Raw genomic sequence first — 13,213 nt, 5'->3', positions numbered from 1 at the left:
TCAGAGCGGCTGTTCAGCCGCGCGGATCAGTACGCGGCTCAACTGCTCAGCTGCTCAACTGTTCAGCGCTCAGCTGCTCAGCGCGGTGATCGTGAGAGTGGCGCGGTAGCCACCCTTCTCGACGCTGTCCGGGATCTTCAGCGCCAGGTCGGCGCCCAGCTTGGCCGTACCCCGAGCGTGACCCTGCTCGGCGGAACCGAGGCCGCGCGAGACCGACAGACCCTTGCCCTGGTCGTCGTAGCCGGAGGCGACCTTCGTGCCGGCCTTGGACCCCGCGCCGTTCACGAGCACACGCGGCGTCCAGCCGAGGAAGGAGCCGGAGAACGTCTTGTCGGCGTCCTTGAAGTCGCTCACATTGGCCGAGATCGACCAGGGAGCGAGCGAGCGGCGGCTGTCCGAGACGACGATCGGGTTGATCTTGCCGTTCGCCTCGAAGTGGGTGCCGTTGGTCTCCTTGGCGGTACCGAGGTCCACCAGGCCGTTGTAGCCGTCGATCGTCCAGCCGAACTCGCCCGGAGCCGCGTTCGGCACGTTGACCTGGAGGTCCTGACCGTCGCCGTGGTACGGGTGCACCGTGACCTTGTCGACGAGCGAGCCGACCGGCTGGCCCTCAGCGGTGTTGTTGCACCAGTTGCCCCGCTCCACCGCGGCGTTCGGAGCCGCGCAGGTGCCGCTGCGGACGTTCTCGACGACGAGCTTGTCGTTGCGCACCTGGACCTTGACGTAGGTGCGGACGTGCTCCTGGTTCTGGACCGAGTTGTACCAGTAGCTGTCCGGGTTCAGCGGGTCCGCACCGTTGCCGGCGCCGCTCGTGCCGCTGTTGTCGGGCTTGGTGATGTCGTAGTACTTCGAGCCCGAGGCGGAGTTCCCCGTCACGTACAGGACACCGCCGGGACCGGCGTACACGTCGGAGGCGCCGGGCTGCTCGGCCGGGTTCGCCTTCTCGCCGTTCTTGATCAGGTAGCTGCGGGAGTAGCTGTGGTCGTGGCCCTGGAGCACCAGGTCGACGCCGAGCTTGGAGAAGGTGGTCGGGAAGTCGACGCGGCGGACCTTGTTGTCGTTGTCCTGGGCGTGGTCGGCCGGCGAGTAGATCGCGTGGTGGTAGGTGAGCACCTTCCACTTGGCCTCGGCGCCGTGCTTGTTGATGACGTCGGTCACGTAGGCGAGGTGCGCCGCATCGCCGCCGCCGCCCTGGGCGGTGGAGTAGCTGTTGCTGTTGAGGTCGATGAACAGCACATCCTTGTAGATGTACCAGTAGTCACCGCCGGAGGTGTTGGACGCCGGGTTGCCGTTGGAGTACAGCGGGCCCGAGCGGTCCGTGTTCGGGGTGGAGAAGTGCTGCTCGTAGGCCTTGCCGCCGACGTCGTGGTTGCCGATGGTGGCGGCCCACGGGTACTGGCGCAGCTTGTCGGGTGCCAGGAAGGAGTTCCACTGGGACTCGTTGTTGGCGCTCTCGACCTGGTCACCGCCCGACACCAGGAGTTCGGCGTTCGGGTTGGCCGCGAGCGAGACGTCCACGGTGTCCTGCCAGCCGGCCTGGTCCTTCGCCAGATCGCCCGACGAGCCGATCTGCGGGTCGCCGTAGAACAGGAAGTCGTACTCGCCCTCGAAGTCCTGCGTCTTGAAGGAGTACGCCGAGGACCAGTTGCCCTCGGTGCCGACGCGGTACGAGTACTGCGTGTGCTCCTTCAGGCCGGTGATCGTGGCGTGGCGGTTGAAGCCGCCGCTGGTGGCGATGTTGGCCCCGCCGACGGCGTCGAAGGTGGCGGCGCCGGCCGGGAACGCGCCGTTGACGAGCTCGGCGGTCGGGGCGACCTGGAGCTGCTGCGTGGTGTCGGCCGAGGAGTACCACGTCACCGTGCGCTGGGACTCGTTGGCGCCCACACCGAGGATGATGCCGGTGAGCGTGGCGGGCTCGGCGGCACCGGCGGGGGACGTCATGCCGCCGCCGAAGGCCACGGCCAGGCCCAGAAATGCCGCAGCGGCCCCGGTGGCCACACGGCGTCGCGCAGGCCCGGAAGCCTGCGCCGAAGGTCTGAGTATCATTATTTTGCGTTCCTTTTACCCACATTGGTGGATGTGTTCGGAATCCATAAGTTCCCGGTCGCCGGTGAACCGGATGCGAATGCCGCCTTCGCCAGGTTGAACTTTGTACCTTTCAGGAGGTGCTTGGCGGTCTCACACCCCGAACAGCCGTTGCGTGAACCACACAAGCCCCATGGCGCACACCCCCGCCGAGATCACCCCGGTCGCCCAGAGGCCGGCGACCGGCGCACGGCGCCGCAGTACGGTCAGCAGCGGGAAGACCAGGGCGATGATCGCCAACTGCACAGCCTCGATACCGACGTTGAAGACCAGCAGGGACCACAGCAGGGTCCACGAGAACGCCTCGTCGATCCCCAGCGCGCCGGCGAAGCCCAGGCCGTGCACCAGGCCGAAGCAGAACACGACCACGAGCCGCGTCCAGCCCGCACGGTCCAGGCCGAAGTGGCCGCGCCCCGCCGCCCCGTCCCGGTCGAGACCGACGTCGAGTTCGGTGGCGCGGCCGCCGCGCCGCCCGATCCGCCAGAGGTACCAGCCGGCCACCACGGCGATCGACAGCGCGATGACGGGCTCCACGACACTCGACGGGACGTCGACCAGACCGAGGGCGGCGAGCATGAACGTCACCGAGTGCGCCAGGGTGAAACTGGTGGCCGCGAGCACGATCTCGCGCAGCCGCCGTGACCCGGCGATGAGCGCCAGCAGGAACAGGATGTGGTCGATCCCGCCCAGCAGATGCTCGGCGCCCAGACGGAAGAACTCCCAGAACCGCTCGTACCACGACTGCCCCATCGAGAAGGACGGATGACCGGCGTCGAGCGCGGCGCTGCCGGAGCGGCCGTCGATCTCGTAGGTGACGATCGTCTTGGTGCCGGTGACATAGGTCTCGGAGTCGGGGAACAGACCGCTGCGCACTTCGGGGTCGCCGCCCCCCTCGGGGCAGGACCAGTCGAGCAGCAGACCGGCGTACGGCACGCCCTCCCGCTCGCCCATCGTGAAGTCGCCGACCCGGGTCGGCGCGCAGGCCGTGCCGCCCGAGTTGACCGAAAATCGCCGAGTGACATACGAGACGGCCGACTTCGCGTGGGCGTTGAGCGCCGCGGCCTGTGCGTCGGTGTCACGGTCCTCGAACGCGGCGTTTCCCGTCCGGAAGAGCGGATCGTCGTTCTCGGAGTCGGCGGCGGATACGACGAACAGGTCGTACTCAAGCTCTAGTTTCGTCTGTATATGACCGCCTTCGCCGGGGGAGACGTCGGCGTATACGGTCGAGGTGAATCCGTGGGCCTGGGCCGGTGGACCGGCGCTCAGGAGGGCGATCACCGCGGCGGTGACCCCGACGAGGGCGCGGCGGAGGTGGCGTGACATGTGACTGGCTCCTTCGGGTTGCCAGTGCACGGTGCAGGCCATGGGTGAACAGGTTTCGGCCACTTGACGAAGAGCGGAAAAACAAGAGCGAAGACGACACCCGAGACGGAAGAAGGCAGAAACCGGGATAGGAGGATGTAGGCGCACTATCCACCACCACTCGGAGGAAGATCGCCTTGCGCTCTCCGCTTCTGGCCGTCGCCACGCTGGCCGCGGCCGCCGCGCTGGTCACCGGATGCGACTCCGGCGACGACTGGTCACGGCCACATCCTGAGCCCACCGCCATCGGCACGCTCGGCCAGGGGTTCGTCGACCCCTCCGCCTCGCTCGCCCCGGAGGCGACCGCGACGCCACGGCCCGGCTCCTGGACCGGGGTTCACCCGTCCAAGGACTACCGCGTGGTCCTGCTCACCACGGGTGAGGACCGTCCGACCAAGGCCCTCGTGACGGCGGTCGAGGACTGGGCCGAGGAGGAGCACGCCGACCTCAGAACGGTCGTCGCCGACACCCCGCACGACCTCATACCCAGCATCAGTGAAGCCATCGAGATGCGCCCCGACCTCATCGTCAGCGCGGGCAACGGCCTCATCGACCCCCTCGCGACGGTCACCCCGAACCACCTGTCACAGCGGTTCCTCGTCGTGGGCGCGGAACTGGCCGAGCCCACCGAGAACGTCACCGCGGTCGACTGGTCCGGCGCGTCGTTCCGTGGCGAAGGGCTCGGCGCGTCCTCGACGTACGACGCCGCCTCGTTCACCACCGAGCGCTGCGCGGCCGCCATCAGGGCCGGGGTCGCGGCGGTCCTCAACGACCTGACGGGGATCGTGATCTGGCTCGACAAGATCTAGGTCCTGTCCGGTCGGACAGGACCTAGCAGGCGGCGCTCCTTTGCTGACACGCCCCAGGACGGGAGGCTCCAGGACGACACGCCCCAGGACGGGAGGCTCTGGGACCGTCCCCAGGGCCGGGGTTCAGCGGACCGGGAAGCCGAACGCGTACCCCTGCTCCTTGAGCCGGGGGAGGAGTTGGCGCAGGGCCTCGACGGTCTGCGTACGGTCCCCGCCCGCGTCGTGGAAGAGCAGTGTCGGCCCGTTGGGCAGCTCCCGCTCGACGGTGGCGACGATGGCGTCCGTACCCGGAAGCTCGAAGTCCTTGGTGTCCACGTTCCAGCCCAGCGGGCGCATGCCCCGGGAAGCGGCGAGCTCGCGGCTGTACGGGGTGAAGGCACCGCCGGGCGCCCGGTAGTACATCGGCCGTACGCCCCCGGACGCCTTGGTGATCATGCGTTCGGCGTCGAGGATCTGCCGCGACTGGTAGGTCTGGGATTCCTTGTCCATGGCGGTGTTGTGCGACACCGTGTGGTCGCACAGCCGGTGCCCGGCCGCGACCACCTTCTTCACGAGGTCCGGGTGGGCCTGCGCCTGCGTCCCCACCATGCAGAACGTGGCCTTCACCTCGTACTGCCGCAGCAGGTCGAGCATGCGAGGGGTCCACACGGGGTCGGGGCCGTCGTCGATGGTGATGTTGAGGCCGCGCTTCCCCTCCTCCGAGGCGTGCGCGATGGCCGCGGAGACCGGCTTGATGTCACTGCCCGGGGCGGTCGGCGCGGTCGGCGCGCTCGCGGTTGGTGACGAGGCGTCCGCGGTACCGGACTGCGTGGCCCACACCGAGGCCCCCGTGGCGAGCATCGTCAGCCCGAGCGCCGCCCCGATCACCTTGCCGTACCAGCCCTGCCCACCGCCGTGCCGTGCCATGTCCGCCCCTTACGCCCAGTCCCTTGTCGATCTCCGGTCACCTCGCGACCACTTGCCAGGACGAGGCGGGTGGGCCGAAGGATGCGTCCGTTACCGATCACGGACAATTCCGGGGGAGTTCGCGGACAACTCTCCGCGGGCGGCGCCGGAACCCCGTCGCGCGGCCGGGCCGGGGACACCGGCGGGGCCGGCTCCGGCGCCGTCTCTTTAGGTCAGTTGGTCACTCGGAGGGCGACGCGGAGCCCTCGCGGGGGAGCTGACCCGGACGATCGACGATGCCACTGGCCTTGCGCGCGGACGCGAAGTCGAAGTACTCCGCCCCCTGCCACTGCATCCGCTGGCCGAGGTAGGCGTAGGTCTTCGGGTCCAGCACCAGGGTCCGCCGCATGTCGGACGGGCCGCCGGTGATCTGCACGCCCAGCCCCTGCCGGTGGAGCCCGTCCTCGGCTGTCGGGACGAATCGCGCGTTCGGAATCAGCTTCAGCGCCCGGAACAGGGCGGCGTTCACGTGGGGAGGGATGATCGGCGCCGCTGCCATGAGCACGAAGATCATGCCCGCCGTGTCGTCGAGGCTGAGGGTCACCTCGTCAAGAGGGACGGCCGGGCGGTATCTGCCCGGGTCCGCCAACCCCGCGTGGGCGAGGGTCCACCGGAAGCTCGGGTCCGTCCTCAGCTGTGTGAGCAGGGCGTGCGGCTCGGTGGGCAGCCGGGAGAGCGCCTTGTAGACCGAGACGGGATCGTGGTCGATCCGCAACCGCTCCCGGATCGTCAAGGAATTGACGTGACCGTTCGCGTCCACCCGGCCCGAGGCAAACCCCTCGCCGTCCCCTCGCGACCATTCCGCGCGGGTGAAGCACCGCGGCATGCAGTCCACTCTCTCCAGGAACACCCACTGCTTCGGGCCGGGCAGCGATACCGAGCCCTGCTCAGCGTTCTTCGCCGCCGCGTCCAGGACGGCGGCGACCGTGTTCGTACGGGGGCTCCGGGAGCCGCCCACCCCGTCGGAGGCGACCAGCACGCCCGCCGTCAGCGCGGCCGCCGACACAGCGGCGATCGCCGCCCTGCGGGTCGCACGACGTGCGGGCGTCCGGCCGGGTCGGCCGTGCTCCGGGCCGCCGCGGGCCTCTTCCGCCGCTGCGGCCATCAACTTCCAGCGGGCGCCCGCCAACTGGGCCGCGCCGGGGGTCGTCACGTCCGCGCGCAGTTCACGCAGCGGTGTCAGGTCGTCGATGTCATGCACGGTCGTTCTCCTCCGACTCGGACGTAACGGTGGGGTTGACGCCGCCGAGTGCGACGCGCATCTTCTTGCGGGCCCGGTTGAGCCGGGAGCGGACTGTGCCGACGGGGATGCCGAGTGCCGTGGCGACCTCCTGGTACGAGAAGTCGGCCCAGGCGATGAGCAGCAGGACGTGCCGGTCGCCCTCGTTGAGCCTGTGCAGCGCGGTGGCCAGCGAGCCGCGCAGGCCCTGCGCGACGACCTGGCCGTCGACCGCGTCGGCGTGCGACTCCGTGATGGGGTCGACACCTGTTCTGGCCAGGGCGCGGTAGGCGCGCAACTCGGTTCTGCGGTGTTTGCCGATGAGGTTGGCGGCGATGCCGTAGAGCCAGGGCCGGGCGTGCGGTTGCCCGGTGTCGTAGCGGCGGCGCTGCCGGAAGGCGATCAGGAACGTCTCGCCGACGATGTCGTCGGCGAGGCTGTCGCCGAGCCGTCGCAGCACATACCGGTGGAGTTCGGCGGCGTGCCGGTCGAAGAGCTGGGAGAAGATCTCGGGTTCCGCCATCGACTGTGCGATCAGTTCCGCGTCGTCGACGGCCGCCGTTCTCGGGGTGTACCCGATGGAGGCGATCACGGAGGACTCCGTTTCCTAGGGGATCCCACTGAGCGCCCCGGTGGCACTCGCTCCTTATTGCCCGGAGCCCTTCGCCGAGTTCACGCCCCGCGGGACCGCGGGGGGAGCCGATTTCTCACGGCAAAAGGAAACATTTCGGTGAACACTTCGCCGCGTACGCGGCAGGCGCTGGCGGGCCCCGCCGCCGGGGCCTAGCATCACTCCGCCGGAGGGGGGCTCCGCGGTGGGGGGTCGGCCAAGTCGTCTGTGCCGCCGATTCATTGAGCGTTGCGAGCGGGTGTGTCCCTCGGGCAGTCCGATGCTTTTTTCCTGGGGGATCCGGAGACACCGAGTGATACCTGTCAAGCGCGGCCTCATGCGCCGCGCGGCCCTTTTCTGCCTGTCGGGTGCGGCGCTGGTGCTCGCGCTGCCCGCCGCGGGCCCTGCCCAGGCGGTGGACGGCCCCGCCCGCGCGGGCGCCAGTACCGCCCGTGCCACCGTCGGCGACTCCGTCGCCGGCAAGACCGTCACCGACGAGGCCACCCTGCGCGAGCGCATGGTCTCGGCCGGGCGTGCGATCGCCGCCCAGCGGGCGGCGGAGCCGGCGCCCGCCGCGCCCAAGAAGCCGAGCACGGCGGGCGACGCGGGCACACCGTCGCCGTTCATCATCGGCGGCACCGGAACCACCATCTCCACCGCGCCGTGGATGGTCCAGCTCTGGTACGCCGACGAGGCCAACGACGAGTACTACTTCTGCGGGGGCACCCTCGTCGCCCCCAACAAGGTGCTCACCGCCGCGCACTGCGTGAACGGACTCGACTGGCGCCGCTACGGCGTCGTCAACTCCGGGGTGACCAGCACCGAGTCGAACGGCGTCCTCACCGGCGTCACGCGCCAGTGGCAGCACGCCTCGTACGACGACGCGACGGTGCGCAACGACATCGCCGTACTCACCCTGGACACGCCGCTGAAGCAGCAGTGGCTGCGGCTGGCCCAGACGCAGGACAGCGCGCTGTACAAGGCGGGCACCACCGCCACCGTCTACGGCTGGGGGGTCACCTCGGGCGCCTCGGACGCGTTGGCGACGAACCTGCGCAAGGTCAGCCTGCCGCTGGTCAGCGACACCACCTGCGACACCGCGATGCGGAAGATCCTGGGCAAGGACTACTTCGTCGAGGGCGGCATGATCTGCGCCGGCACCCCGGCCACCGGCGCCGACGCGGGCACCAAGGCCACCTGTAGCGGTGACTCGGGCGGTCCGCTGATCGTCGGCGGCAAGGTCATCGGCATCGTCTCGTGGGGTGTCGAGGGCTGCACGGCCAAGGGCGCCTACTCGGTGTTCACCAAGGTGTCGCCGTACACCTGGGCGGCCGAGCCGCGGATCAACGACACCGACTACAACTACGACGGCCGCGCCGACCTGGTGGTGCGGACGTCGTCCGGGAACCTGTCCGTCCAGACCAGCAAGGGCACCTCTCTCAACTCGCCCACGACCTTCGGGTCGGGCTGGCAGTCCCTGTCCTGGGCCCTCCAGACGGACATCGACCGGGACGGCGGCTGGGACCTGCTGCTCCGTGACAAGGCCGACGGCCGACTGCACCTCATGAAGGGCGACCCGCTCACCGGAACGATGAAGGACATCGTCGTGACGACGGTGTGGGCGGACTACCCCTCGTACGCCCTCCCCGGTGATGTCACCGGCGACGGCCTCCCGGACCTGGTGGCCACCGACACGTCCGGCAACGGCTGGGTGTACCCGGGCAAGGGCAACGGCCAGTACAACGCACGGATCAAGTTCGCCACCGGCTCGCTGAAGGGCTACAAGGTCTTCGGCCGCGGCGACTACAGCGGTGACGGCAAGACCGACCTCCTGGTGCGCGACACCGCCAACCGGGTCTACCTGTACCGAGGTACGGGCAGCGCCACCACGCCGTTCTCGGCCCGTATCACCGTCCGCACCGGCTGGAACTTCACGTCGCTGATCGCCTCGGGCGATGTCAACGGCGACGGCCGCGCGGACATCATGGCACGCGACCCCAACGGCACCCTGTGGCTGTACCCGGGCACCGGCAAGGCGAGCGTGGACATCTTCGGTTCGCGCAAGTGGCTGGCCGACGGCTACAACAAGTACAACCTGCTGTTCTGAACGACGGCGGGCGCCCGGCCGCTCCGGCCACCCCGCCCACCGACTCAACCCGCGACGCCCCGGCGGAACAGGCACTCACGGCCTGCCCCCCCGGGGCGTTCGCATGCCCCTCCGCGCGGTCCCTCCACGCGCTTCGGGGACTCCCGGCCGATCGGACAGGCCCTACGTGACCGTCAAAGTCACCGGGCCGCCCGGCATCGGGGTGCCGTTCGGGAAGCCGAATGACGAGAGTCCGCTCAGCTGCCGCAGGCGCAGCCCCCGGCCATCGGCGCGGGCTGGGCGCTCTCGTCCTGCCCGGCGCGGCAGGCGTCGCCGTCGAGGACGGGGCTCTTGCCCATCTGGTCGGCATCGGCCTTGACGACGTAGACCTCCCAGGGCTCCTTGCCGGGGCCGTGGACCCAGACCTTGTCCTGGAGGGCGTAGCAGCAGGACGTGTCGTTCTCCTCGAACGTAGCGAGCCCGGTCTCCTTGAGCCGGGTGGTGGCGGCGGTGACCTCGTCGGTGCTCTCCACCTCGACGCCGAGGTGGTCCAGGCGGGTCTCCTGTCCGGCCTCGCCCTCGATGAGGACGAGCTTGAGCGGCGGGGTGGTGATCGCGAAGTTCGCGTAGCCGGGGCGCCGCTTCGCGGGCTCGACGCTGAACAGCTGGGAGTAGAAGGCGACCGACGCTTCGAGGTCGGCGACGTTGAGCGCGAGCTGGACGCGGGACATGAGGTCTCCCCGATCAGGTTGAATCGATATCTGTCAATTCAACCTTGCGTTCTTGGATCGAAGAATGTCAACATAGAAGCATGTCGAAACAAGAGCTGGTGCTCCTCGGCCAGGACGGCGCCGACGGATGCTGTCCCACACTGCTGGCCGCACCTCTGGACGAGGGCCGGGCGGAGACGCTGGCGAAGGTGTTCAAAGCCCTGGGCGACCCGGTCCGACTGCGGCTGCTGTCGATGATCGCCTCACGGGCGGGCGGCGAGGTCTGCGTCTGCGACCTCACCCCGGCCTTCGACCTCTCCCAGCCGACGATCTCCCACCACCTGAAACTGCTGAAGCAGGCCGGGCTGATCGACTCCGAGCGGCGCGGGACATGGGTGTACTACCGGCTGCTGCCCGAGATGACCGACCGCCTGGCCGCGATCCTCACCCGCCCCGCCGGGGCACCTTTGGCCGAACCCGCCGGGGCCGCCTCGTGAACACCGGCGCGGCACCCGCGGGGCCCGTCGCCGGGCGGCTCTCTTTCCTGGACCGCTTCCTCGCCGTCTGGATTCTGCTCGCGATGGCCGCCGGCCTCGGCCTGGGCCGTCTGGTCCCGGGCCTTGGCGACGCGCTCGCGAAGGTGACCGTCACCGGGGTCTCGCTGCCGATCGCGCTCGGCCTGCTCGTGATGATGTACCCGGTCCTGGCGAAGGTCCGCTACGACCACTTCGGCACCGTCACCCGCGACCGGCGCCTGCTGATCCCTTCGCTGGTGCTGAACTGGGTCGTCGGCCCGGCGCTGATGTTCGCGCTCGCCTGGCTGTTCCTGCCCGATCTGCCGGAGTACCGCACCGGCCTGATCATCGTCGGCCTCGCCCGCTGCATCGCCATGGTCATCATCTGGAACGATCTCGCCTGCGGCGACCGCGAGGCCGCCGCCGTCCTCGTCGCCCTGAACTCCGTCTTCCAGGTCCTCGCCTTCAGCCTTCTCGGCTGGTTCTACCTCTCCGTACTCCCCGGTTGGCTCGGCCTGGAACAGACCGCCCTCGACGTCTCCGTCCAAGAGATCGCCCGTTCCGTTCTCCTCTTCCTCGGCGTCCCGCTGCTGGCCGGGTTCCTCACCCGTCGCCTGGGCGAGAAGGTCAAGGGCCGTATCTGGTACGAGACGAGACTGATCCCGCGCATCGGACCGTTCGCTCTGTACGGGCTGCTCTTCACCATCGTGGTCCTCTTCGCACTCCAGGGCGACGCGATCACCTCCCAGCCGCTGGACGTCGCACGTATCGCGCTGCCGCTGCTGGTGTACTTCGCGCTGATGTGGGCCGGGTCCATGGCCGTCGGCCGCGCCGTCGGCCTGGACCACCCGAGAGCGACCACGCTCGCGTTCACGGCCGCGGGCAACAACTTCGAGTTGGCCATCGCGGTCGCCATCGCCACCTTCGGTGCCACCTCCGGCCAGGCCCTCGCCGGAGTCGTCGGCCCGCTCATCGAGGTCCCCGCCCTCATCGGCCTGGTCTACGTCGCCCTCGCCGCCCGCCGCTACTTTCCCCAGCCCACCACGGAGGCCGCCTCGGCCGCCGTCCCGGAAGGTCCCGCCCGTGTCTGAGAAGTCGAAGCCATCCGTGCTCTTCGTCTGCGTCCACAACGCCGGTCGCTCCCAGATGGCCGCCGCCTGGCTGACCCATCTCGCCGGCGACCGCGTCGAGGTCCGCTCAGCCGGATCCGCCCCGGCGGACTCGGTGAACTCCGCCGCGGTCGAGGCCATGCGCGAAGTCGGCATCGACATGTCCGCCCAGACCCCGAAGATCCTCACCATCGACACGGTCAGGGCATCCGACGTCTGCGTCACCATGGGCTGCGGCGACACCTGCCCCGTCTTCCCCGGCAAGCGGTACCTCGACTGGAAGCTCGACGATCCCGCCGGCCGGGGCGTCGACGCGGTCCGGCCGATCCGCGACGAGATCGAGCGGCGCGTCCGCGGCCTGCTGGCCGAACTCGGAGTCCAAGACAGCATGACCGCCGACACGATGTGAGACGACCACGCGTCAAATCACCACCCGGAAGCCCGCGTTGCTCAATTCCGTGCGGTAACGACGGAGGTGCAATTTGCTGACTTGGCGAGTTCGGTACGGCGTCCCATGAATCCGCTCACGGCAGTCCATTTCCATGGCGCAGCCCTTGATATATCTATACGCTTCGGACGCTCTATCCGTCCGCCCCAATCCTCTGTCGGATCCGCTCCGGAAGCGGGTAATACCGCTCTGCGGGAGTTCTTCGAGTGGCTTCTGAGACATTCCCGTTATGAATGTCATGGTGGATGGATCGGGCGAGATCGGTGACGTCCTCGATGCCGATGATCCAGTCATTCATATAAAGTTCCACGGCTTCTCCGGAGAGGCCGATCTGAATCGCCCTCCTGGGAAGCGGATCAAGGGAAAGTGATCGGTCCGGGTCCCATTGGATGCGCACGGGGCTTCTCTTGATTTCCGTCAGCCAGGCATCCTTGTCCGGATGCACTCGACGGTCGAAGTGGCTCAGGGACGAGCGATCCAGTGCCCATTCGAAACCCGCCCGGGTGATCTCGACGGCGAGCACATGCTCTTGGTTCGGCTTGGTCGCCCACCCCGAGCGGTACATCATCCACAGAAAAGAAGGTTTGATCCAGGTCATCCGTTCCTTCTTGAACGGTGCCACAAAGGTCCCCGCCTTCACCGCCCGCTGCGCGATCTCCTGGGGGTACGCCTGGTACACCGTGATGCTGGATTCCTCGTAGACGGCCCTTACTCGTCGTGTCTGCCGCTCCGCCGCCGGCTCAGGACGCATCAAAGATTCCGTCCGCGGCCTCTTCCGCCCACGCGGCGGACCGCTGAACGGTGGGACCGTCGACATGGAGGGCGCCGGCTGTATAAGCAGCCCAGAGCAGGTCCTGACAGCCGAAAAAGGATTCCCCCCAACTGTCCACCCAGACATGAACGCGGGAAGGGCCGGCCTGTGTGACGTCCCACCACTCCCAGCCTCTGGAGTCGTCGTCGGGGTCGAAGCGGTAGAGCCAGTTCTGCAGTTCCCATGGTTGGCCCGCGGTGTGATCCAGGTAGCCGTCGCGGCCTTTTTTCGCGAACTCGGGGGCCCGCTCCTCGTTGGGGTGACTCACGGCGATGAACCAGTCCGGAACATCGTCGACAGGGATGGTATCTGCCTCAAAATCCGCAGTGTGTCCCAGTCGCACAGCCGCTGAAAGAATTGAACGTAGATGTTTCACGTATTCTGCGGAGTCGCCGGAGGTCGCAACGGTAAATCGAGAGAGGACGGGCGGTGCGACTTCAGCGCTCGGGCGACTCTGTAGTCGCCCGAACTCCGCCATCAAACTCTCATTGCTGTGCATCATAT

Annotated in this window: 13 protein-coding genes; 5 read left to right on the top strand and 8 right to left on the bottom strand. The window is 68.6% G+C overall.

Annotated features, from left to right (window positions below; translation table 11 throughout):
* Positions 1-69 precede the first annotated feature (69 nt).
* Complete coding sequence (locus ABTZ59_RS11200; protein ID WP_351394209.1) at positions 70-2,046, bottom strand: purple acid phosphatase family protein; 1,977 nt, start codon at positions 2,044-2,046, stop codon at positions 70-72.
* Between the two features lie 132 nt (positions 2,047-2,178).
* Positions 2,179-3,408, bottom strand: coding sequence for a HupE/UreJ family protein (locus ABTZ59_RS11195; RefSeq protein WP_351394206.1), 1,230 nt, complete (start codon positions 3,406-3,408; stop codon positions 2,179-2,181).
* 176 nt (positions 3,409-3,584) lie between these two features.
* Between ABTZ59_RS11195 and ABTZ59_RS11190 the strand changes: the two genes are divergently transcribed.
* Positions 3,585-4,256 carry a type 1 periplasmic-binding domain-containing protein gene (locus tag ABTZ59_RS11190; protein ID WP_351394203.1) on the top strand — a complete coding sequence of 224 codons (672 nt, stop codon included), beginning with the start codon at positions 3,585-3,587 and terminating at the stop codon, positions 4,254-4,256.
* A 123-nt stretch (positions 4,257-4,379) separates the two neighbouring features.
* Here ABTZ59_RS11190 and ABTZ59_RS11185 read toward each other — a convergent pair whose 3' ends face one another.
* The 3 genes from ABTZ59_RS11185 to ABTZ59_RS11175 all read right to left on the bottom strand — a co-directional run bounded on the left by ABTZ59_RS11185 (position 4,380) and on the right by ABTZ59_RS11175 (position 6,943).
* Entirely contained in the window at positions 4,380-5,162 is a 783-nt protein-coding gene (locus ABTZ59_RS11185) for a polysaccharide deacetylase family protein (RefSeq protein ID WP_351394200.1), read from the bottom strand.
* A gap of 220 nt (positions 5,163-5,382) precedes the next feature.
* Positions 5,383-6,402: a hypothetical protein gene (locus tag ABTZ59_RS11180; RefSeq protein ID WP_351394197.1), complete on the bottom strand. Its 1,020-nt coding sequence runs from the start codon at positions 6,400-6,402 to the stop codon at positions 5,383-5,385.
* Positions 6,395-6,943 carry an RNA polymerase sigma factor gene (locus tag ABTZ59_RS11175; RefSeq protein ID WP_351394515.1) on the bottom strand — a complete coding sequence of 183 codons (549 nt, stop codon included), beginning with the start codon at positions 6,941-6,943 and terminating at the stop codon, positions 6,395-6,397. The genes ABTZ59_RS11180 and ABTZ59_RS11175 overlap by 8 nt, the downstream gene beginning before the upstream one ends.
* Positions 6,944-7,343: 400 nt before the next feature.
* Here ABTZ59_RS11175 and ABTZ59_RS11170 point away from each other — a divergent pair, with 400 nt between their 5' ends.
* The gene (locus ABTZ59_RS11170; RefSeq protein WP_351394194.1) at positions 7,344-9,137 is read left to right on the top strand and encodes a trypsin-like serine protease; all 1,794 of its coding nucleotides are present in this window, start codon (positions 7,344-7,346) and stop codon (positions 9,135-9,137) included.
* Positions 9,138-9,373: 236 nt separating this feature from the next.
* On the opposite strand, the gene ABTZ59_RS11165 is transcribed toward ABTZ59_RS11170, so the two are convergent.
* Positions 9,374-9,847, bottom strand: coding sequence for an ArsI/CadI family heavy metal resistance metalloenzyme (locus ABTZ59_RS11165; RefSeq protein ID WP_351394191.1), 474 nt, complete (start codon positions 9,845-9,847; stop codon positions 9,374-9,376).
* Positions 9,848-9,927: 80 nt separating this feature from the next.
* Here ABTZ59_RS11165 and ABTZ59_RS11160 point away from each other — a divergent pair, with 80 nt between their 5' ends.
* The 3 genes from ABTZ59_RS11160 to ABTZ59_RS11150 are packed head-to-tail and all read left to right on the top strand — an operon-like array spanning position 9,928 to position 11,859.
* The gene (locus ABTZ59_RS11160) at positions 9,928-10,323 is read left to right on the top strand and encodes an ArsR/SmtB family transcription factor (protein WP_351394188.1); all 396 of its coding nucleotides are present in this window, start codon (positions 9,928-9,930) and stop codon (positions 10,321-10,323) included.
* The gene (arsB, locus tag ABTZ59_RS11155) at positions 10,320-11,432 is read left to right on the top strand and encodes an ACR3 family arsenite efflux transporter (protein ID WP_351394185.1); all 1,113 of its coding nucleotides are present in this window, start codon (positions 10,320-10,322) and stop codon (positions 11,430-11,432) included. Before ABTZ59_RS11160 ends, arsB begins: the two co-directional genes overlap by 4 nt.
* Positions 11,425-11,859, top strand: a complete 435-nt coding sequence (locus ABTZ59_RS11150) for an arsenate reductase ArsC (RefSeq protein WP_351394182.1) — start codon at positions 11,425-11,427, stop codon at positions 11,857-11,859. The genes arsB and ABTZ59_RS11150 overlap by 8 nt, the downstream gene beginning before the upstream one ends.
* A 172-nt stretch (positions 11,860-12,031) precedes the next feature.
* On the opposite strand, the gene ABTZ59_RS11145 is transcribed toward ABTZ59_RS11150, so the two are convergent.
* Both ABTZ59_RS11145 and ABTZ59_RS11140 read right to left on the bottom strand, forming a co-directional pair.
* On the bottom strand, positions 12,032-12,649 hold the full coding sequence (locus tag ABTZ59_RS11145) for a DUF4291 domain-containing protein (protein ID WP_351394179.1): 618 nt from the start codon (positions 12,647-12,649) through the stop codon (positions 12,032-12,034).
* Entirely contained in the window at positions 12,639-13,211 is a 573-nt protein-coding gene (locus ABTZ59_RS11140; RefSeq protein WP_351394176.1) for a hypothetical protein, read from the bottom strand. The genes ABTZ59_RS11145 and ABTZ59_RS11140 overlap by 11 nt, the downstream gene beginning before the upstream one ends.
* Positions 13,212-13,213: the final 2 nt, after the last annotated feature.

It is taken from the genome of Streptomyces sp. NPDC094034 (assembly GCF_040303865.1).
Classification (GTDB): Bacteria; Actinomycetota; Actinomycetes; order Streptomycetales; family Streptomycetaceae; genus Streptomyces.
The sequence above is the reverse complement of the archived record's forward strand: the minus strand, read 5'-3'. Positions and strand labels throughout refer to the sequence as shown.